This is a genomic window from Mesorhizobium sp. M1399, from assembly GCF_040317735.1.
Lineage (GTDB): Bacteria > Pseudomonadota > Alphaproteobacteria > Rhizobiales > Rhizobiaceae > Mesorhizobium.
The window spans coordinates 361,807-380,268 of record NZ_JAMYKZ010000004.1 but is presented as its reverse complement, the minus strand read 5'-3'; the positions used below and the strand labels follow the sequence as shown (position 1 = coordinate 380,268).

General features: G+C 63.4%; 20 protein-coding genes. 13 read left to right on the top strand and 7 right to left on the bottom strand.

What is annotated here, in order from left to right; translation table 11 throughout:
- Window positions 1-60: 60 nt before the first annotated feature.
- The 3 genes from NKH05_RS09005 to NKH05_RS08995 all read left to right on the top strand — a co-directional run bounded on the left by NKH05_RS09005 (window position 61) and on the right by NKH05_RS08995 (window position 2,630).
- On the top strand, window positions 61-678 hold the full coding sequence (locus NKH05_RS09005) for a LysE family translocator (RefSeq protein ID WP_023718843.1): 618 nt from the start codon (window positions 61-63) through the stop codon (window positions 676-678).
- Between the two features lie 165 nt (window positions 679-843).
- Window positions 844-1,824 carry a cysteine synthase A gene (cysK, locus tag NKH05_RS09000; protein ID WP_023718844.1) on the top strand — a complete coding sequence of 327 codons (981 nt, stop codon included), beginning with the start codon at window positions 844-846 and terminating at the stop codon, window positions 1,822-1,824.
- Between the two features lie 182 nt (window positions 1,825-2,006).
- Complete coding sequence (locus tag NKH05_RS08995) at window positions 2,007-2,630, top strand: glutathione S-transferase family protein (RefSeq protein ID WP_023718845.1); 624 nt, start codon at window positions 2,007-2,009, stop codon at window positions 2,628-2,630.
- 15 nt (window positions 2,631-2,645) lie between these two features.
- Here the strand turns inward: NKH05_RS08995 and NKH05_RS08990 are convergent, their stop codons facing one another.
- Together NKH05_RS08990 and NKH05_RS08985 are read right to left on the bottom strand one after the other, a co-directional pair.
- Window positions 2,646-3,902, bottom strand: coding sequence for an RNA polymerase sigma factor (locus NKH05_RS08990; protein ID WP_352481371.1), 1,257 nt, complete (start codon window positions 3,900-3,902; stop codon window positions 2,646-2,648).
- The gene (locus NKH05_RS08985) at window positions 3,902-4,255 is read right to left on the bottom strand and encodes a YciI family protein (RefSeq protein WP_023718846.1); all 354 of its coding nucleotides are present in this window, start codon (window positions 4,253-4,255) and stop codon (window positions 3,902-3,904) included. Before NKH05_RS08985 ends, NKH05_RS08990 begins: the two co-directional genes overlap by 1 nt.
- Before the next feature lie 259 nt (window positions 4,256-4,514).
- On the opposite strand from NKH05_RS08985, the gene NKH05_RS08980 reads away from it, so the two are divergent.
- The 3 genes from NKH05_RS08980 (at window position 4,515) to NKH05_RS08970 (ending at window position 8,116) form a co-directional block, all read left to right on the top strand.
- Entirely contained in the window at window positions 4,515-5,480 is a 966-nt protein-coding gene (locus NKH05_RS08980) for a TAXI family TRAP transporter solute-binding subunit (protein ID WP_023718847.1), read from the top strand.
- 159 nt (window positions 5,481-5,639) lie between these two features.
- Window positions 5,640-7,736 carry a TRAP transporter permease gene (locus NKH05_RS08975; protein WP_023718848.1) on the top strand — a complete coding sequence of 699 codons (2,097 nt, stop codon included), beginning with the start codon at window positions 5,640-5,642 and terminating at the stop codon, window positions 7,734-7,736.
- Window positions 7,733-8,116, top strand: coding sequence for a DUF1850 domain-containing protein (locus NKH05_RS08970; protein WP_023718849.1), 384 nt, complete (start codon window positions 7,733-7,735; stop codon window positions 8,114-8,116). The genes NKH05_RS08975 and NKH05_RS08970 overlap by 4 nt, the downstream gene beginning before the upstream one ends.
- On the opposite strand, the gene NKH05_RS08965 is transcribed toward NKH05_RS08970, so the two are convergent.
- From NKH05_RS08965 to NKH05_RS08955, 3 genes are all read right to left on the bottom strand, one after another.
- Window positions 8,029-9,756 carry a saccharopine dehydrogenase family protein gene (locus tag NKH05_RS08965; RefSeq protein ID WP_352856644.1) on the bottom strand — a complete coding sequence of 576 codons (1,728 nt, stop codon included), beginning with the start codon at window positions 9,754-9,756 and terminating at the stop codon, window positions 8,029-8,031. The genes NKH05_RS08970 and NKH05_RS08965 overlap by 88 nt on opposite strands.
- Window positions 9,757-9,806: 50 nt before the next feature.
- Window positions 9,807-10,193, bottom strand: coding sequence for a thiol-disulfide oxidoreductase DCC family protein (locus tag NKH05_RS08960; protein ID WP_352481375.1), 387 nt, complete (start codon window positions 10,191-10,193; stop codon window positions 9,807-9,809).
- A gap of 251 nt (window positions 10,194-10,444) precedes the next feature.
- On the bottom strand, window positions 10,445-10,591 hold the full coding sequence (locus NKH05_RS08955) for a hypothetical protein (RefSeq protein WP_023718851.1): 147 nt from the start codon (window positions 10,589-10,591) through the stop codon (window positions 10,445-10,447).
- 407 nt (window positions 10,592-10,998) lie between these two features.
- Here NKH05_RS08955 and NKH05_RS08950 point away from each other — a divergent pair, with 407 nt between their 5' ends.
- The 3 genes from NKH05_RS08950 (at window position 10,999) to ligD (ending at window position 14,993) form a co-directional block, all read left to right on the top strand.
- The gene (locus tag NKH05_RS08950; protein WP_023718852.1) at window positions 10,999-11,505 is read left to right on the top strand and encodes a YciE/YciF ferroxidase family protein; all 507 of its coding nucleotides are present in this window, start codon (window positions 10,999-11,001) and stop codon (window positions 11,503-11,505) included.
- A gap of 125 nt (window positions 11,506-11,630) precedes the next feature.
- Window positions 11,631-12,482: a non-homologous end joining protein Ku gene (gene ku, locus NKH05_RS08945; RefSeq protein ID WP_352592321.1), complete on the top strand. Its 852-nt coding sequence runs from the start codon at window positions 11,631-11,633 to the stop codon at window positions 12,480-12,482.
- A gap of 9 nt (window positions 12,483-12,491) precedes the next feature.
- Window positions 12,492-14,993, top strand: a complete 2,502-nt coding sequence (gene ligD / locus NKH05_RS08940; protein WP_353025273.1) for a DNA ligase D — start codon at window positions 12,492-12,494, stop codon at window positions 14,991-14,993.
- A gap of 224 nt (window positions 14,994-15,217) precedes the next feature.
- Here the strand turns inward: ligD and NKH05_RS08935 are convergent, their stop codons facing one another.
- Window positions 15,218-15,892, bottom strand: coding sequence for an ArsR/SmtB family transcription factor (locus tag NKH05_RS08935; protein ID WP_352481377.1), 675 nt, complete (start codon window positions 15,890-15,892; stop codon window positions 15,218-15,220).
- A 68-nt stretch (window positions 15,893-15,960) separates the two neighbouring features.
- Between NKH05_RS08935 and NKH05_RS08930 the strand changes: the two genes are divergently transcribed.
- From NKH05_RS08930 to NKH05_RS08920, 3 genes are all read left to right on the top strand, one after another.
- Window positions 15,961-16,176, top strand: coding sequence for a DUF1127 domain-containing protein (locus tag NKH05_RS08930; protein WP_352481378.1), 216 nt, complete (start codon window positions 15,961-15,963; stop codon window positions 16,174-16,176).
- A gap of 95 nt (window positions 16,177-16,271) precedes the next feature.
- Window positions 16,272-16,604 (top strand): NIPSNAP family protein, encoded by a 333-nt coding sequence (locus NKH05_RS08925; protein WP_353025272.1) that lies wholly within the window; start codon window positions 16,272-16,274, stop codon window positions 16,602-16,604.
- Window positions 16,601-16,945, top strand: a complete 345-nt coding sequence (locus NKH05_RS08920; RefSeq protein WP_352592326.1) for an antibiotic biosynthesis monooxygenase family protein — start codon at window positions 16,601-16,603, stop codon at window positions 16,943-16,945. Before NKH05_RS08925 ends, NKH05_RS08920 begins: the two co-directional genes overlap by 4 nt.
- Before the next feature lie 6 nt (window positions 16,946-16,951).
- On the opposite strand, the gene mbfA is transcribed toward NKH05_RS08920, so the two are convergent.
- Complete coding sequence (gene mbfA / locus NKH05_RS08915; RefSeq protein ID WP_352856647.1) at window positions 16,952-17,935, bottom strand: iron exporter MbfA; 984 nt, start codon at window positions 17,933-17,935, stop codon at window positions 16,952-16,954.
- A 181-nt stretch (window positions 17,936-18,116) separates the two neighbouring features.
- On the opposite strand from mbfA, the gene NKH05_RS08910 reads away from it, so the two are divergent.
- A complete protein-coding gene (locus NKH05_RS08910) occupies window positions 18,117-18,434 on the top strand; it encodes a hypothetical protein (protein ID WP_023718860.1) in 318 nt (105 codons plus the stop codon).
- The last annotated feature ends 28 nt before the right edge of the window (window positions 18,435-18,462 follow it).

Sequence of the window (18,462 nt, the reverse complement as noted above, 5' to 3'; positions counted from 1 at the left end):
CAATCGAATCCGGGCCGAGGGAATTCACCCAACTTCCACATTGTGCGACAAGAGCGAATCATGACGCTCACCGGGTTCCTCGCCTATAGTGCTGCCCTCGGCATCGCCGCAGCCATCCCCGGCCCCGGCGTCACCGCACTCGTTGCGCGTGCGCTGGGTTCCGGCTTCCGCTCGTCGCTGGCCATGTCCTTCGGGCTGATGCTCGGCGACCTGACGTATCTCACGGCCGTGGTGCTCGGCCTCGCTTTCGTCGCACAGACCTTTGGCATGATCTTTCTGATCATCAAATGGCTGGGCGTCGCCTACCTCGCTTTTCTTGGCTGGCGTTTCTGGACGAACGGCATCACGCCCGAGACGGTGGAGGCGAAGAAAGGCAAGGGCGGCTTGGCATCCAGCTTTGTAGCCGGTCTCGCCGTCACGCTCGGCAATCCGAAGACGATGATCTTCTATCTAGCCATCACCCCGACCATCGTCGATCTGAAGACGATCACGCTGGCCGATTACGGCATCCTAGTTGCGCTCACGATCGTCGTCCTGCTTGTGGTGCTGGTGCCTTATCTGGCGCTCGCGGCCAAAGCGCGCTGGTTCCTGAAGTCGCCGCGGGCGCTGAGGGCACTCAACCGCACCGCCGCCGGTTTCATGATCGGGGCGGCGGCAGCTATCGCCGCCCGCCAATAGACCTCTTTCGCCAAGCCGGCCAGGAATTGTCACGCCTTTCCAAGGCGAGGGCATTCGGCACGAACTTCACTCGGATATTTTCGATCGACAGCCTATCTTGCGCGGCGGATGGCTCTATCTTATGCCCGCCCGACTCTTGCCGCTTGACCTCTGGGAGGAAAATCAATGAACAAACCCGCCACCCCCACACACGTGCCCGGCCGCGGCCGCATCTATAATTCGATCACCGAGACGATCGGCGACACGCCGTTGGTGCGGCTCGACAAATTCGCCAGGGAGAAGGGTGTCGTCGCCAATCTGCTGGCCAAGCTCGAATTCTTCAACCCGATCGCTTCGGTCAAGGACCGCATCGGCGTGTCGATGATCGAGGCACTGGAGGCTTCTGGGAGGATTACGCCCGGCAAGACCACGCTTATCGAGCCGACCTCGGGCAATACCGGCATCGCGCTCGCCTTTGCCGCCGCCGCCAAAGGCTACAAGCTGATCCTGACGATGCCGGAAACCATGTCGGTCGAGCGCCGCAAAATGCTGGCGCTGCTCGGCGCCGAGCTGGTGCTGACCGAAGGGCCGAAAGGCATGAAGGGCGCCATCGCCAAGGCCGACGAGCTGGCCGCGACGCTGCCCGATGCCGTCATTCCGCAACAATTCGAGAACCCGGCCAATCCGGAAATCCATCGCCGCACCACAGCCGAGGAAATCTGGAACGACACCCATGGCGAAGTCGATATCTTCGTTGCCGGCATTGGAACCGGCGGCACCATCACCGGCGTCGGCCAGGTGCTGAAGAAGCGCAAGCCCTCGGTGCATGTCGTCGCCGTCGAGCCGGAGGCCTCGCCGGTACTGTCCGGCGGCCAACCCGGCCCGCACAAGATCCAGGGCATTGGCGCCGGCTTCGCACCAAAAATCCTCGACACGACGATCTACGACGAGATCGTCAAGGTCTCGAACGAGGATTCGGTCGCCAATGCACGGCTCGTCGCCCGTCTCGAAGGTGTACCGGTCGGCATCTCGTCGGGTGCCGCCCTGCAGGCGGCGATCGTCGTCGGCTCGCGGCCGGAGAACAAGGGCAAGAACCTCGTCGTCGTCATCCCCTCCTTCGCCGAGCGCTATCTCTCCACGATCCTATTCGAGGGATTGGGTGCTTAGAGTCTGGACAGGAGTTTTGGCCGGTTCGTAGCGATCCTTCGCGCTGCCCCTCCGGCATAAAAAGTTCTGTTTCGACGCTTCGGCGTGGACTGCTGAAAAACCACCTGTGGCGGGCGTCGTTCGCTTGAGCGGCGAGTCACTTCCATATCAAATCGTCGCTGCACCGGCAGGTGGAGGACTTCATGTACAAGCTCTATACGCGTGCCAATACCGGCGGCTTTGTCGTCGAGGCGGCGCTTGCTTTAGCGGGAGTGCCTTTCGACCAGATCGATGTTCCAAAAGGCCGACCCAACCAAGCCTTCCTCGACATCAATCCCTTGAACCAGGTCCCGGTCCTGGTCTTGCCGGACGGGCATTCGATGACCGAGTCGGCGGCAATCTGCATCCTGCTCGCCGAACGCTATCCGGAAGCAGCTCTAGCGCCGGCAGCGAACACACCTGACCGTGCCGACTTCCTGCGCTGGATGTTTTTCATGTCCTCCGTCATCTATTCGGCTGACCTGCGGTTCTTCTACGCTCATCGCTACACGACAGATCCCGGCGGCGTGGAAGCCGTCAAACAGGCGGCGGTCTCGGAAATGGATCGCGGCTTCGCCATTCTCGATGCCGCCCTCGAAGGCCGCGACTGGCTGGTCGGCGACCGGCTCTCGCTGGCCGACATCTATCTCGTCATGTTGGTGGCTTGGCATCCCGAGGTCGCGAAGATTCCAACCGCTTGGCCGAACATCGAACGCCTGTGGGCCAATTTGCGGGAACATCGGGTGATAAAGAGGCTGAATGCTTCCCACGACATGTGGCCGGCCTAAGCACTCCGCCTTGTCTCAGTGTCTTTCCGCGCGGTCGAGACCTGCCCGTCGTTCCTGCAGGAACCGGCGCACGGCCGGATCGCGTTCGAGGCCGATAGCCCGGTCATAGGCCTCGCTCGCTTGCGGAACTCTGCCGAGTCTTGCCAGCAGGCCCGCTCGGGCGGCCCAGTAAGGTTGATAGTCATACAGCCGCTTGTCGCCGCTGAGTTGATCAAGGGCGCCCAATCCTGCCGAAGCACCTTCGGCCTCGGCAATCGCCACCGCACGGTTGATCGACACCACCGGCGAGCCGGCAATCACCGACAGCGCGTCGTAGAGCTCCTTGATCGCGACCCAGTCGGTGCCGCCGGTCAGCCGCCTTGTCGCATGGGCTGACTGCACGGCGGCCTCGAGCTGGTAGCGGCCGACCACGCCCTTGGCAGCGGCGCGCCCGAGCAGCATCTCCGCTTCGTCGATCATTGTATCGTCCCACAGTGCAAGATCCTGCTCCGCTAGCGGCACATAGTCGCCTGCCGCATTGCGCCGCGCTGCGCGCCGCGCTTCGGCGAACAGCATCAGCGCCAGCAGGCCGAGTGCTTCCGGCTCATCCGGCATCAGCGAGGCGACCAGCCGGCCGAGCCAGATGCCTTCGGTCGCGAGATTGCGCCGCTGCGCTTCGGTGCCGGCGGGGTCGGACCAGCCTTCGGCAAACGCCGCGTAGATCGCTTCCAGAACGGTGCCCAGCCGCTCGCCGAGTTCGGCCCGCTCCGGCACGCGGAACGGAATGCCGGTCTCGCGGATGCGGGCCTTGGCGCGCACCAGGCGCTGGCTCATCGTGGCCGGCGAGACAAGAAAGGCCGAGGCGATGGTCGCTGCGTCGAAGCCCAGAACCGTCTGCAGGATCATCGGCGCGCGGGTACCGGCCTCGATCGCCGGATGAGCGCAAGCAAACATCAGCCTGAGCCGCTCGTCCGGCAGGTCTTCGTCGGCCATGCGTGCCTCCATCTCCTCCGCGATCAGCCTGAGGTGGTCGCGGCCCGCCTCGCTTGTCAGCCGCCGTCTGAGCGCGTCGACGCGGCGCCGGCGCGCCACCGCCAGCAGCCAGGCTTCCGGCTTGTTGGGCACGCCCGCCTGTGGCCAACGCTCGAGCGCCGCTGCAAAGGCATCGGCCAAGGCGTCCTCGGCAGCGGCCACGTCGCGCGTGCGTGCGGCGAGATAGGCGACCAGCTTGCCGTAGCTTTGCCGGGCGGCCGCTTCCGCCGCCGCCCGTGCGGTGTCGGGCAGTTCAGGCATCACATGGTGAGTTCCCAGATCGGCCGCACCTCTACCGTGCCGGTGCTGGCGCCCGGGCAGCGCGCCGCCCAGGCAATAGCCGCGTCGACGTCCTCCGCTTCGATCATATAGAAACCGGCAAGCTGCTCCTTGGTGTCGGCATAGGGGCCGTCGAGCACGTTGGTCTTGCCATTGGCCATCCGCACCGAGGTAGCGGATTGCGTCGGCTTCAGCCGGTCGCCGGCGAGCCAGGCGCCGGATTTCTTCAACGCTTCGGTGTAGGCGACGTACGCGCTCGACATCTGTGTCACCGCATCTGCCGGCGCCGCTGCCATCCCCGCTTCGTTTCCGTAGATCAAAAGCATATATCGCATGGTCTTCTCCCGTTTCTCGAAGGCCGCATCGTTGCGAGCCGGACTTATGTCGCGCGGCCCTGCCGGATTTCGACAGGTGCTGGAAAAATCTTTCTGCCGCGACGCGACCTCGCGCAAGCGCCAACCTGTTGCGGCATTGCTTAGCCGTTCGTCTAATCGCTGCTATTGCGGGTTGGCATTTCCCGCCCGCTGTCTAAACTCGCTTCGCTTCGTGCCGCAGAGGAGGGCACGGCGGCGAGTTTTTCAGGGAGGAAATCGCATGCTCAATTTCAGGACGAAATTTGTTGCAGCCGGCGCGCTGGCGCTGTCGCTTGGCCTTGGCGCGGTATCGGTCAAGGCACAGGAATTCATCAACGTGCTGACCGGCGGCACGTCGGGCGTCTACTATCCGCTCGGCGTCGCGCTATCGGAGATCTATAGCAAGGGCATAGAAGGCGCGCGCACCCAGGTGCAGGCGACGAAAGCGTCGGTCGAAAACCTCAATCTCTTGCAGCAGGGCAAGGGCGAGATCGCTTTCGCGCTTGGCGATTCCGTCAAGCTGGCCGCCGAGGGCAATACCGAAGCCGGCTTCCCAGGCAAGCTCGACAAGCTGCGCGGCATTGCCGCCATCTATCCCAACTACATCCAGATCGTCGCCAGCAAGGAGTCCGGCATCAAGACGCTCGCCGACCTCAAGGGCAAGAGCCTGTCGGTCGGCGCGCCGGCCTCGGGCACCGAGCTCAACGCCCGCACGATCTTCGCCGCTGCCGGGCTGAAATACGAAGACCTCGGGCGGATCGAATATCTGCCCTTCGCCGAATCGGTGGAGCTGATCAAGAACCGCCAGCTCGACGCCACGCTGCAATCGGCTGGCCTGGGCGTTGCCTCGATCCGCGACCTCGCCACCTCGGTCCCGGTCAACATCGTTGCCGTGCCGGCGGAGGACGTCGCCAAGATCGGCTCGCCCTATCTTTCCGTGGTCATCCCGAAAGGCACCTATGAGGGCCAGACCGATGATGTCGCGACCGCCGCCGTCGGTAATTTCCTGATCACCAGCGCCGATGTCTCCGACGAGACCGCCTACCAGATGACCAAGCTGCTGTTCGAGCATCTCGACCAGCTCACCGCTGCCCATGCCGCCGCCAAGGCGATCGACCCGGCCAAGGCGCTCGACGGCATGCCGGTGCCGCTGCATCCAGGCGCCGAGAGGTATTACAAGGAAAAGGGCGCCATCCCTCCCCCTTGAGGGGAGCGTGGCCCGCAGGGCCGGGAGGGGTCCTCGGCGACGCGCTCCATCGTTCAGGCAAAGGTCGAGGCAGTTGAGGTTACCCCACCCGTCCATCCGCCTTCGGCGGCTGTCCACCCTCCCCTCAAGGGAGAGGGACGCCCCCCAGGAACCCCGCCAATGACCGAAACCCCGACCGTTCTTTCCACCACAGCCGAAATCCCTGTCGAAGGCCTGCCACCGGGCTTCGGCGAAGGCATCGCCGGCAAGGCGGCTTTTTTTATCGCCGTCGCCTTCTCCATCTTCCAGATCTACATCGCCGCCTACGGCAGCCTGCCGAGCCAGGTCGTGCGCGCCATGCATGTCGGCTTCCTGCTGCTGCTCGGCTTTGCCCTGATCGCCAATCTGCGTGCCAAAAGCGTCCCGGCGAAAGCAGTCTTCTGGACTCTCGGCGTGCTCGGCTTCGCCACCGGTCTGTACAACTGGGTATTCTATGCCGACCTCATCCGCCGCTCTGGCTTCCTCACCACGCCTGACCTGATCGTCGGCGCGGTGCTGGTCGTGCTGGTCTTCGAGGCGGCGCGGCGGTTGATGGGACTGCCGCTTGCCGTTATTGCGTTCATCTTTCTCGCCTACGCATTTGCCGGCAATCATCTGCCACCGCCTTTCATCCATCGCGGCTATGATTTCGCCCAGCTCGTCGACACCTTCGCCTATGGCACCGAAGGCATCTACGGCACGCCGATCTATGTCTCGGCCGCCTACATCTTCATCTTCGTCGTCTTCGCCGCCTTTCTCGAACGCGCCGGCATGATCGCGCTGTTCAACGATTTTGCACTTGGCCTGGTCGGCTCATGGCGCGGCGGCCCGGCGCAGGTCTGCGTGCTGTCCTCGGCGCTGATGGGCACCATTTCCGGCTCCGGCGTCGCCAACGTGGTGGCCAGCGGCCAGTTCACCATCCCGCTGATGAAGCGCTTCGGCTTCCGCTCGGCCTTCGCCGGAGCCGTCGAGGCGACCTCGTCGATGGGCGGCCAGATCATGCCTCCGGTGATGGGTGCGGTTGCCTTCATCATGGCCGAGACGCTGAACATTCCCTATGCCGCGGTGGTCAAGGCGGCGATCATTCCGGCGCTGCTCTATTTTGGCGCCTGTTTCTGGCAGGTGCATTTGGAGGCCGGCAAGGCCGGCCTGCACGGCATGGCCAAGGCCGACCTGCCCAATCCGTGGGATGCGGTGAGACAACACTGGCCGCTGGTACTGCCGCTCGCAGCACTGATCTATCTGCTGTTTGCCGGCTACACACCGGTCTTCGCCGGCACCATGGGCCTGGCGTTGACCATTGTGCTTATCCTCGGCACGCCGCTGGCGGCATCGATCGGGCCGCTCGCCTTCCGCGTCGTCTTCTGGCTGGCGCTCGGGCTTGCCGCCGCTTCCTTCATGAAGTTCGGCGTCAACATCCTCAGCCTGGTCATCGCCGTGCTGGTCGTCGCCTGCCTCACCTTCAAGGGCGGGCGCGAGACACTGCGCATATGCGTCGATTCCCTTGCCGAGGGAGCAAAGAACGCGCTGCCGGTCGGCATTGCCTGCGCCATCGTCGGCATCGTCATCGGCACGCTGACGCTCACCGGCATCGCCTCGACCTTCATCGGCTGGATCATCTCGATCGGCGAGAACAATCTGTTCCTGTCGCTGCTTTTGACCATGCTCACCTGCCTGGTGCTCGGCATGGGCATCCCGACCATTCCCAATTACATCATCACCTCGTCGCTAGCCGGGCCGGCGCTTCTGTCGCTCGGCGTGCCGCTGGTGGTCAGCCATATGTTCGTCTTCTATTTCGGCATCATGGCTGATCTCACCCCGCCCGTGGCGCTGGCCGCCTTCGCCGCCGCACCCATGGCCAAGGAAAGCGGCCTCAAGATCGGCATCCAGGCCACCAAGCTTGCCATTGCTGGCTTCGTGGTGCCGTTCATGGCGGTCTATACCCCGGCGCTGATGCTGCAGGACCCCGGCCCGATCGCCGCCCAGTTCGGCTATCCCGTCGAGGTCGCCTACATCGTCATCAAAGCCTGCATGGGCATCGTCCTATGGGGCGCCGCCGCCGTCGGCTTTCTCGCCCGGCGCATGGCCTGGTGGGAACGCCTCGTCGCCTTCGCCGCTGGCGTGCTGCTGGTTGCGGCGCTGCCGCTCACCGACGAGGCGGGCTGGGCGCTGTCTCTTGCCTGGATCGGGTGGCACTGCTGGCGCGCGCGGCAGGCGTCACTGGCCAATTCGGCATGAGCCTCTGCATCGTCGCGGCCGGCAAGACGATGACGCTCGCGGTCGCCGCCTTCACGCTCTCCTGGACGCATTCTGTGGAGAAGACCCAGTGGCAGGAAGACTGGAAGGTGCTGCCGTCCGGCCTGCAACTCGTCGAGGCACGAATCAAGGGCTCGGGCGCCGGCATGGAGCCGCCGCAAGGCTCGGCGCTGCGCGACGGCTGGTGGGTCTATGCGCTCCGGGTCGGGCCACAGCGGCGCCTGGTGCTCGCCGCCTCGGGCGCCACGGGTCAAGGCTGGACGCTGTGCACGGCTCAGGACTGCCGCGAATTTGGCAAGGTGGCAGGCGACACGATCTCGCTGGAGCCGTGCGGGTCGGAAGGCTCTAGCCAGCCACGGTAGCGGGCGATCATGCCGGCAAGCGGATGCGAGATATCGACATGGAAGCGGAAGCGGCCATCCTCCACCGTTTCGTAGGAAGTCGAGCGTGGACCGAGCCAGATCGGCAGCGGCAAGCCAAAAAAGCTCCAGCGGCGCAAGACCAGTGCCAGCCGGCCGTCCTCGGCAACCAGTGCCATCGCGAAGGTCAGCGGGCCGAAGCGTTCGCACAGCAGGCGCTGCGATCGACCCCGGCCTGCGAACTGTAGGCTCGAAAAACTGTGCTTGCCGAATGTCCGCGTCCAGGTCTCGCCGCCCTTGTCGGTGTCGAAGCGGACATGAACCGGGATGTCCTCGCTTGCTCCGGGGAAGCCGACCATCCAGGCCATTAGCCGGCCAAGAACATTGTGCCCGCGTTCTACGCTAGCGCGGCCTGCGGCCGTGATCGTACGGTCATGCATTGACCGAATTGCCTCGGGAAGGCCTTGCCAGGCGGCACCGAGCAGCTCGGTATAGAGCGGCTTGTCCTCGTCCGCGGCCCCGTTCCTGAAGCCGGTGTAGATCGTCCGCCCGGCGAACAGGGCCTCATAGTCCCGGAGCTCTAAATCGCGCACCGCCGCCCGTGCGCCCGGCGCGGGCTGATGTCCGGCCAGCACTTTGCGGACCAGCGCTTCAACCGCCATCGACGGGATCAGCGGCCCATCGTTGCCCTCGGCCAAGAGATGCCACGAGCGCTTGCCGGTGGCGCCCGCGCGGTCCGATCCCTCCACCTCGACGAACATGCCGCCGCGATGCTCGCCCCAGCGCAGCCGGTTCGTCGCCTGATGCATCAGCGGCGCCAGCGGCGAAAGCGAACCGATCAACCCGGCGCGCACCAGCCAGGCGAGGCCGATCAGGGCGCGGTGCAGCACCTCGGGTACCGGCCCGGCTCCCATCCAGATGGTCCTCGCCTCCGGCCAAAGCTCGGCCAGAGCACGCAGGTCCGGAACGTCGACCAGCGAGAACAGCGTGTTTCGAAGCGGCAGCTGGCCCGGCGGCGCGATAGTATAGCGCAGCTGCTCGGTAAACGGACAGCCTTGTTCGGGACGGCCATTACGAACAAGGCGCACCGGCTGACCGGTGTAACCGGCGATAGCGCGAATGACGTTTCCGCCGACACCGGCGAAGGGCGACGGCGCGATGCCGCCGCGAATTCCGTCGACCCGCGTCAGGTCCGAAGACAGGCGGCGCACAACCGCCGCCGTCAGCACCGGAAAGCTCGAGACTCCGGATAGCACGAAGACGCCGGCGTTTCGCGCCGCCTCGTCGAACGCAGAGACACCGGCGACGAAATCCGAGCCGTCGGCAAGATCGAGATAGTTGACGCGCCGGGCGATGCATGCCTCGATCAGGCCATAGCATCCCTCGCCATAGGCCTGGAACGGACCGCTCGCGTTGACCACAATATCAGGCTCAAATGCAGCGAGTTGCACGGCGAGATCGCCGTCACGGTCGAACAGTGCCGGCACTAGTTGCGCTGCGGTCGGGGCGCGCTTCTTGCAATACGCGTCAGCCTTGGCGAGCGAGCGCCCGGCGACGAACAGGATCAGATGGGGCTCGCCCTCCAAAAGCTCGACGGTGCGACCGCCAAAGGTGCCATAACCGCCGACGACAAGAACCTTCATCCGCAGTTCCCCCAAAATGCCCCGCGCCGCTCCCGGCCACGGCGATGAGCCTAGCCGATCAATCTTGCCCTCACCTCGGCGGAAGGGATTTCACAATTGTCCTTCTTGCCGAACAGGGCGTAGCGGTTCTTTGCGATGCGATCGTAGAGCCAGTCGCGAAGCGGGCGCGGCAACAACAGCAGGATCCGCGCCGCTCGCCATGGCCAGCCGAGTTCGGCCATGACGGCAACGAAACTGTCCAGGCGTGTGAAAGCCGCGCCATCGACGATGACGAGATTGGTCTCGTAGCGATCCGTCTGCAGCCCGTATTTCTTGAACAGCATCTCGCCGAGCGGCGATTGCGCCGTTACGAAATGGAAGTGGCCCTTGCGGTCGAGCTTTACCACCGTCCGCACAAAACCCGAGCACAACACGCAGACGCCGTCGAATACGATCAACGGGCGACTTGATTCGAATTCTGGCGGCTCAGGAGAATGGTTCGGCTTGACGATCACGTGGCGCCCGGCAGCTGGTGTCAGGCGACACTAAGCCTGCCGGCGGCTGGATCAAAGCCCGGAATGTTAGAGGCTTGGCGTTGTCGCCCGCCGTCTGTCGGTCAGCGCAGGGCGCTCGGCGCGATAGGTCGTTGACCGGTTGTCGGCGTCAGGCCGGCAGATACGGCTGTCGTGACGGCTTTCCCTGGTCATCATCAGTGCACGCTGATCCCAAGCGTGTTGCCACGGCGCGCGCAGGCGGGGCCTGGGCCGCGCATGTAATAGCGCTCGGGCCGATAGGTCGGCGCGACGAATTCGCGAATGGCGGCGGCATAGCCGGCGATTTGATTCCAGAAGCTCATTTTACTCGGTCCCTGTCCCGTTTCGGATGTCCCTTCCGAATTGCGGGGATCATAGCGTCCAGGCGTGAATAGTCGGTGAACGCGATGTTAATCTCTGGTCGAAAATGCCTTTGTTCATGGCTGCAATGCGGCTGATTCGCGGTGTTTCCGTGCTGTCCGTCGGCATTTCGCCCAGTGTGACTTTTGCATCACATATGTTTCGCCTGAATGTCGCCGAGGCGCGCGTTTGTTTCACTTTTGCTGCCACGGCGAAATTTCCGTGCACGTGGTCGAAAAACCAGGAACCCGCCCGTCAGCCGCACGTTGATTTCCCAGTGCCGGGACGAACCGGCTGCGCGGGCTGCAGCTTCCGGCTGGAGCCGCAGCCAAAAATCCGAAACAGCAAGAGCAATGGAAAGGCAAAGGCCATGGGCTTCTTTTCGAAGGACATCAAAACACTCGACGATCTCTTCGTGCACACGCTGCGCGACATTTATTACGCCGAGAAACAGATCGAGAAATCGCTGCCGAAGATGATCGACAAGGCGAGTGATCCGCAGTTGAAAGCCGGCTTTGAGAAGCATCTCGCCCAGACCAAGGGTCATATTCAGCGTGTCGAGCAGGTGTTCGAGCTGCACGGCGTGAAGGCCAAGGAAGTCGACTGCCCGGCCATCGATGGCATTCTCGAAGAGGCCGATGAGGTCAGCGGCGACATCGCCGACAAGGAGGTCCTCGACGCTGCACTGATCGCGTCCGCCCAGGCGGTCGAGCATTATGAGATGACCCGTTACGGCACCTTGATTGCCTGGGCCAAGCAACTGGGCCGCAGCGACTGCGCCAATGTGTTGGCCAACAACCTCAAGGAGGAACAGGCAACCGACCGCAAGCTTACCGAGATGGCGGAAAGCAAGATCAACCTGCAAGCCGCCGAGTAGGGCCGCGATCGAGAATGGAGTTCAGGCAAGGCTGGGCCGAAAGCCCGGACTTGCCTTTTGCGCCGCCGGAACCGGAACGGACTTTGCCCGTTCTCGGTTGAACGTTGTCGCGCAGGGAGTTTGTCATGGCGCCGCGCCCCGCCTGGAGAGGGTACCTCAAGCTTTCGCTGGTCACCTGCGCGGTCGAAGTGACCAATGTCGTCACCCAGGCCGAAAAAGTTTCGTTCCGCGTGCTCAACCGCAAGACTGGCAACACTGTCAGGCGCGTCTATGTCGATTCGGCAAGCGGCAAGCCGCTCGATGAAGGCGACGAGATCAAGGGCTACGAGATCGGCGACGGCGATTTCGTCCAAATCGAGGAGGAGGAGATCGAAGCCGTCCAGATCGAATCCTCGCATACGATGAGCCTCGACGGGTTCATCGAAAAATCTTCGATCCAGCAGATCTATCTCGACACGCCCTATTATATGACGCCTGCGGACGATGTCTCGGAAGAGGCTTTTGCCGTCATCCGCGACGCCATGGCCGCCAAGAAGACGGCGGGCCTTGCCCGCATCGTGCTCTACCGCCGCGAGCGTCCGGTGGTCATCGAGCCGCTGGAGAAGGGCCTGCTGCTGACGACGCTGCGCTATGGCGATACGGTTCGCAGGCCGGAGATGGTGTTCGGCGACATCAAGCCGGTGAAGACCGACGCCGAGATGATCAGGCTGGCCGAACACATTGTCGATGAGAAACAGGCGAAGTTCGATCCTTCCGAATTCGAGGACAAATACGAAAACGCGCTGATCGAGCTGGTCCGCGCCAAGAAGGCCGGCAAGAAGGCACCGAAGACCAAGGCAGAACCGCGGCCCTCCAACGTCGTCAATCTCTTCGATGCACTGAAGAAGAGCCTTTCGTCGGAGGCCAGCCCGCCGGCAAAGGCCAGACGCCCGGCAAAAGCCGCCAAGCCCAAAGCCGCCCGGCGCAAATCGGCTTAGGATCAGACCATGGCCGGCCTCGAGCAATATCACGCCAAGCGCGATTTCAAGAAGACCGCCGAACCGGCCGGTAAGCTCGCGCGCGGCAAGAAAGCCGTGCCGGGTGGCATTTTCGTCATCCACAAGCATGCCGCCACCAGGCTTCACTACGACCTTCGCCTTGAGCATGGCGGCGTGCTGTGGAGCTGGGCGGTGACGCGAGGCCCGAGCCTCGACCCGCATGAGAAGCGGCTCGCCGTGCATGTCGAGGACCACCCGATCGACTATGCGCCGTTCGAAGGCACCATCCCCAAGGGCCAATATGGCGGCGGCTCGGTCATTGTCTGGGACGAAGGCACGTGGGTCCCCGAAGGCGACCCTGCCAAAGGGATGAAGAAAGGCCATATCAATTTCGAACTGCATGGCCACAAATTGCATGGCGCCTGGCATCTGGTGCGGCTGAAGCCGCGGCCCGGCGAAAAACGCGACAACTGGCTGCTGATCAAGTCCGACGATGCCGCCGCGCGTCCCGGTGAGGACATTTTGCAGGAGGCGCCGCAATCGGTGAAATCCGGCCTGACCATCGAGGAGGTCGGCGAAGGCAAGACCGCCGACGGCAAGAAGCCAAGCGTCTGGCAGTCCGACAGGCCGGCCGCCGGCAAAGCGAAGGCTGTCGCGGCAAGGCGGCTCGAATTCGTCGAGCCGGCGCTCGCCACGCTGGAGCGGGACGCCCCGCCCGGTAAGGACTGGCTGCATGAGGTGAAGTTCGACGGCTATCGCATGCAGGCGCAGCTTGCCGGTACCGAGGTGCGGCTTTTGACACGCACCGGCCTCGACTGGACCCACAAATTTGGTGGCTCAATTATCGCGGCACTTGGCGGCCTGAAATGTACCGATGCCTTCATCGACGGCGAAATCGTCGTGCTGGCGGATAATGGCGTGTCGTCCTTTTCGCTGCTTCAGCAAGATCTGTCGGCGGGCCGTACGGACCGTTTCATCTACTATGTCTTCGACCTGTTGCAGCTCAATGGTCAAGACATCCGTTCCGAGCCGCTGGTCGAGCGCAAGGAAAGGCTGCGCAGCCTGCTCGCCGGACAGACCGAAGAGCAGGCCGTGCGCTTCAGCGACCACTTTGCCGAGCCCGGCAAGATCATGCTGGAGCATGCTTGCCGCCTGGGCCTCGAAGGCGTCGTCTCCAAGCGTGCCGATGCGCCCTACCGCAGCGGGCGTGTTCCCTCGTGGGTGAAGTCGAAATGCACGGCGCGCCAGGAATTCGTCATCGGCGGCTACATGCCGTCGGACAAGACCGGGCGTGGCCTGCGCTCGCTGCTGGTCGGCTATCACGAGGGCGGCAAGCTGCGCTATGCCGGCCGCGTCGGCACCGGCTTCACGGCCAAAAGCACCAACGAGTTGAAGAAAAGGCTTGATGCGCTGAAGACGACAACCTCGCCCTTCGACAGCGCGGTGCCAAGGGGCAAGGGGCTGGTCTGGGTCAAGCCCGAACTTGTCGGCGAAGTGGAGTTTCGCAGTTGGACGTCGGACCGTATAATACGCCACGCGTCCTTCCAGGGATTGCGCGAGGACAAGCCGGCGGAGGAAGTCGTGCAGGAGAAACCGAAAGCACGCTCAGCCACGGCAGAGCCGAAGCCAAAGCCCACCAAAACCGCAGGCGCGGCGAAAACCTCGGTTACGCTGTCCCGCCCTGACAAGCTTCTGTGGCCCGAGGAGAACGTATCGAAGCAGGATCTGGTCGATCACTACGCGCTGGTCTGGCCGCGCATGAAGCAGTTCGTCATCAATCGGCCGCTCAGCCTCGTGCGGGCGCCGGACGGCGTCGGCGGCCAACGCTTCTTCCAGAAGCATGCCTCGGCCGGCATGCACGACAAGATCGCCGTGATGAAGGATCCGACCGACGGCGAGGAGATATTGTTCATCCGCGATTTCGACGGTCTCGTGGCACTGGTGCAACTGGGCGTCGTCGAGATCCATATTTGGGGCTCGACCACCGACGAGCTGGAAAAGCCCGACCAGATCATCTTCGATCTCGATCCCGACGAGGGCGTCGACGTGAAGGCGGTGCGCGCGGCGGCACTCGACATCCGCGGCCGGCTCGACGAACTGTCCCTGCCGAATTTCGTCAAGACCTCGGGCGGCAAGGGCTACCACGTCGTCGTGCCGCTGAAGCCGTCGGCGGATTGGGACGAGGTCAAGGGCTTCGCCCATGAGTTCGCCCGAGCGCTCGAACAGGCCGCACCCGACCGCTACACGGCGACGCTGTCGAAGAAGGCACGCACGGGCAGGATTTTCGTCGATTATCTGCGCAACGGCCGCGGCGCCACCACCGTCGCCCCCTATTCGTCGCGCGCCAAAAAGGGCGCCACGGTATCGATGCCGGTGACCTGGGCGGAGATCGAGGCCGGATTGCCGCCCAACGCCTTTCCGATCGGCGACAAGACGACGCTGAAGCGGCTCGGGCAAGCCGACCCCTGGGCGGATTTTTTCAAGCAGGCCAAGCTGCTCAAGCGCGACTAGTGCATGTCGCGCAAAAGTGTGCAGCGGTTTTGCGATAACGACATGCATCAAAACAAGGACCTAAAGCGCATCGCATGAGGCCGGTCGAACGCGACGCGCTTTAAAGCAATTCCAGGAAAAGTATGAAAAGGTTTTCCGCCCGGAATTGCGTCAAAACAAAAAGACAGAGCGGTTCGGCGTTTCCGTGAAACGACGAATGCGTACTAGCGCGTCGAAGCGATCTGTCAGGCGAGAAACGTGTTCTCGAAGGCCTGCTTGCCTGCCGGTGAAAAGATCACGGCACGGCTGTCCTTCTCGCGCCGCGCCCATTTCTCGGCGAGGATCTTGTCGAGAATGGCGGCGCCCAGCGTGCCGGCAAGGTGCGAACGCCGCACGCTCCAGTCGAGGCACGCCCGGCACACCGGTCGCCGCGCTTTGGTATGGATGTCGATGCCGATCGCGGCGAAATGCGAGGCGGCCGACGGCCCAAGCTGGATCTCCTTGTCGTCGCGCAGGAGCACTTGTCGAGCGACAAGACGGTCCAGCATCGCCACCGCCTGCTCGCCGGCGAGGTGGTCGTAGCAGACCCGCGCCACGCGCATGGCCGCGTCGCGAGGGCCGGGTCGCACCCTCTGCGGCCCGACAGCAGCAGCGACGCCGGTGATGGCTTCGATCATTCCTGCCACCTGCGGGCCGGCGAGGCCGTAATAGCGGTGCCGTCCCTGGCTCGCCAGCGTCAGCAGCCCGCCTTCCATCAGCTTCGATAGATGGGAGCTCGCTGTCGGAAGCGACACGCCGGCTTCGAGTGCCAGTTCGCTCGCCGTCAGTGCTGTGCCGCCCATCAGTGCGGACAGCATGTTTGCCCGCGCCGGATCGCCGACCAGGCTGGCAATGCGGGCTATGTCAGGGCCTTCGCGCATAGTTCGTTCCTCATCGAAGCATCCTCGTCAGACAAGCATTAATCTCGATGCAAATCAAGGAGACGACGATGCCTGCAAGGACCATTCTCAGCGCCGCGCCTGCTCGCCGGCCGTTCCCGTTAATTGTCTTGCGCCGCTTGCGGCTGTGGCTCCTGAAGCGGTGGTACGACCGTCATTCGCAGCGCCTCGATCTCGCCGAAATCGACGATCATCTGCTGCGTGACCTTGGCCTGACACCCGAAGACGTCCGTCGCGAATACGCGAAATCCTTCTGGCAGGCATGATCAGCGAGGGATTGCCTAGCATATCGATCTTCGGAACGTTTCGACCCGGCTCGAACTGTGGTCGCAAGAAACATCCACCCGCCAAGGAGGCGAAAATGACCATTACCTGCTTCATCCGCTACGAGATCGATCCGTTCGGCAAGGCGGCGTTCGAGGAATATGCCCGCAATTGGGGGCAGGCGATCCCGCGCTGCGGCGCCGATCTGATCGGCTATTTCGCGCCGCACGAAGGCTCGGCCACCACGGCTTATGCCGCCTACAACATCGACAGTCTTGCGGCCTACGAAGTCTACCGCGCCCGGCTCGCCGCCGATCCCGCCGGCAAGGCGAATTGCGAGTTCGCCCGGCGGGAAAAATTCATCCTGAAGGAGGATCGCATCTTCCTCAAGCTGGCCTCCGCGCCGCATGGTCCTTTGGTGAAGCCATGATCGCCGTCATCTTCGAGGTCGAGCCGGCGGCGGGCAAGCGCGAAGCCTACCTCGGCATCGCCGCCGACCTGCGGCCGCTGCTCGACGGCATCGACGGTTTCCTGTCGATCGAGCGCTTCCAGAGCCTTGCCGATCCGAACCGCATCCTGTCGCTGTCCTTCTGGCGCGACGAGGAAGCGGTGAAGGCCTGGCGCAACACGCAGGAACATCGGCAGGCCCAGAAAGCCGGGCGCGGCGGTATCTTTGCCGACTATTGTTTGCGCATCGCCCACGTCGTGCGCGACTACGGCCTGACCGAACGCGCCGAGGCGCCAGCAGACAGCCGGGTGGTGAACGGATAGGGGCTGCTATGCATTCCCGATCAGCACCCCTGCCGCAAACACCAGCGCGCCACCCAGCACCACCTGGAAGGCGGCGCGCCAGAATGGCGTCTGCATATAGCGGTTCTGCACGAAGGCGATCGCCCACAGCTCGAAGAAAACCACCACGGCGGCGACAATGGTCGCCGTCCAGAAAAGCGGGATGAGATAGGGCAGCGCATGGCCGAGCCCGCCCAGCGTTGTCATGACGCCGACGGTCAGACCGCGTTTTGCCGGCGAGCCGCGGCCCGACAACTTACCGTCGTCGGAGGCCACTTCGGTGAAACCCATCGAGATGCCGGCGCCGATCGAGGCAGCAAGCCCGACCAGAAAGGTCGGGAACGTGTCGTGCGTGGCAAAGGCGGCGGCAAAGATCGGCGCCAGTGTTGACACCGACCCATCCATCAGCCCCGCCAGCCCCGGTTGTACGTAGGTCAGGATGAACTGGCGCTGCTCGGCCGCCGCCTCTTCGTCCTTGACCGCGCCCGGCACATGCTTTTGTTCGAGCCGCTGCGCTAGTGTCTCGTGGCCCTGTTCTGCGATCGCCAGATCGTCGAGCAGCTTTCGCGTCGACGCATCGCCTGTGCGCTTGGCCGCCTCGACATAGAACAGGTAGGCCTGCCGCTCCATGGCCTCGGCTTGGCTGCGCACATGATCGACGCCGAGCGGCCTCACCAGCCAGTCCGGTTTGCGCTCGTAATAACCCTTCACATGTTCGCGCCGGATCAGCGGTATCCGCTCGCCGAAACGCTTGCGGTAAAGCTCGATCAGTGAATCGCGATGGCCGTCCTCTTCCTCCGCCATCTCTTCGAACACTTTGGCCGATTGCGGAAAGCTTTCCGCCAGCCCGTCGGCATAGGCGCGATAGATGCGCCCGTCATCCTCCTCGGAGGAGATGGCGAGCGCCAGGATCTCCTGCTCCGAGAGCGATTCAAAGGAACGGCGGCCGAGGCCGAAAACGCGGGAAAGCATGAGAAATTCACCCTAGTTTAGAATAGTTCTAAACTATGACCTTGCACGTCGCCGGTCAATCGTGCGTGCTCCACTCATGCTCAAAAGCTACAGATTTCGAAACCTCGAGCAGGTCGTCGTTTGCTATCGGTGAACGTTCACTTATATAACCGAATCTGAACCAAGAGAAAGGAACCCGCAGATGCCGGAAAAACAGCAGCCGTTTGATCCCAAACCAGTCCTCGACCTGATCGCCAACATCGAGGCGGATCTGCAGCGCCTGAAAGGCCTGGTCGAGCAGCAGGTCGAAAAATTCGATCCCGCCAATCCGCACAACAAGGCTCCCGATGGCAAGTTGACTGAGGAGGGTGTCGAGTGCTGCTATCGCCTGTTCGACGAGGGCAAGTCGCGCTATTCGGTCGCCCAGCAGATGAAGATCTCCTTCGCCGCCGCCACCCACCGCTTCAACACCTGGCGTAAGATGGGCGGTCCCAAACGGCAAAAGACGCTGTTGGGGTGAGGAGCGGCGGCCAAGCCGGTCAATCGGC

What these genes read in the sequence shown, in the direction of transcription:
- NKH05_RS08995 (WP_023718845.1), top strand. Translation starts at nt 2,007, where the DNA reads ATGTACAAGCTCTATACGCGTGCCAATACCGGCGGCTTTGTCGTCGAG.
- NKH05_RS08965 (WP_352856644.1), bottom strand. Translation starts at nt 9,756, where the DNA reads ATGAAGGTTCTTGTCGTCGGCGGTTATGGCACCTTTGGCGGTCGCACC.
- NKH05_RS08970 (WP_023718849.1), top strand. Translation starts at nt 7,733, where the DNA reads ATGAGCCTCTGCATCGTCGCGGCCGGCAAGACGATGACGCTCGCGGTC.
- NKH05_RS08980 (WP_023718847.1), top strand. Translation starts at nt 4,515, where the DNA reads ATGCTCAATTTCAGGACGAAATTTGTTGCAGCCGGCGCGCTGGCGCTG.
- NKH05_RS08975 (WP_023718848.1), top strand. Translation starts at nt 5,640, where the DNA reads ATGACCGAAACCCCGACCGTTCTTTCCACCACAGCCGAAATCCCTGTC.
- NKH05_RS08910 (WP_023718860.1), top strand. Translation starts at nt 18,117, where the DNA reads ATGCCGGAAAAACAGCAGCCGTTTGATCCCAAACCAGTCCTCGACCTG.
- mbfA (WP_352856647.1), bottom strand. Translation starts at nt 17,935, where the DNA reads ATGCTTTCCCGCGTTTTCGGCCTCGGCCGCCGTTCCTTTGAATCGCTC.
- NKH05_RS08920 (WP_352592326.1), top strand. Translation starts at nt 16,601, where the DNA reads ATGATCGCCGTCATCTTCGAGGTCGAGCCGGCGGCGGGCAAGCGCGAA.
- cysK (WP_023718844.1), top strand. Translation starts at nt 844, where the DNA reads ATGAACAAACCCGCCACCCCCACACACGTGCCCGGCCGCGGCCGCATC.
- NKH05_RS08935 (WP_352481377.1), bottom strand. Translation starts at nt 15,892, where the DNA reads ATGCGCGAAGGCCCTGACATAGCCCGCATTGCCAGCCTGGTCGGCGAT.
- NKH05_RS08955 (WP_023718851.1), bottom strand. Translation starts at nt 10,591, where the DNA reads ATGAGCTTCTGGAATCAAATCGCCGGCTATGCCGCCGCCATTCGCGAA.
- ku (WP_352592321.1), top strand. Translation starts at nt 11,631, where the DNA reads ATGGCGCCGCGCCCCGCCTGGAGAGGGTACCTCAAGCTTTCGCTGGTC.
- NKH05_RS08930 (WP_352481378.1), top strand. Translation starts at nt 15,961, where the DNA reads ATGCCTGCAAGGACCATTCTCAGCGCCGCGCCTGCTCGCCGGCCGTTC.
- NKH05_RS08950 (WP_023718852.1), top strand. Translation starts at nt 10,999, where the DNA reads ATGGGCTTCTTTTCGAAGGACATCAAAACACTCGACGATCTCTTCGTG.
- NKH05_RS08925 (WP_353025272.1), top strand. Translation starts at nt 16,272, where the DNA reads ATGACCATTACCTGCTTCATCCGCTACGAGATCGATCCGTTCGGCAAG.
- NKH05_RS09005 (WP_023718843.1), top strand. Translation starts at nt 61, where the DNA reads ATGACGCTCACCGGGTTCCTCGCCTATAGTGCTGCCCTCGGCATCGCC.
- ligD (WP_353025273.1), top strand. Translation starts at nt 12,492, where the DNA reads ATGGCCGGCCTCGAGCAATATCACGCCAAGCGCGATTTCAAGAAGACC.
- NKH05_RS08990 (WP_352481371.1), bottom strand. Translation starts at nt 3,902, where the DNA reads ATGCCTGAACTGCCCGACACCGCACGGGCGGCGGCGGAAGCGGCCGCC.
- NKH05_RS08985 (WP_023718846.1), bottom strand. Translation starts at nt 4,255, where the DNA reads ATGCGATATATGCTTTTGATCTACGGAAACGAAGCGGGGATGGCAGCG.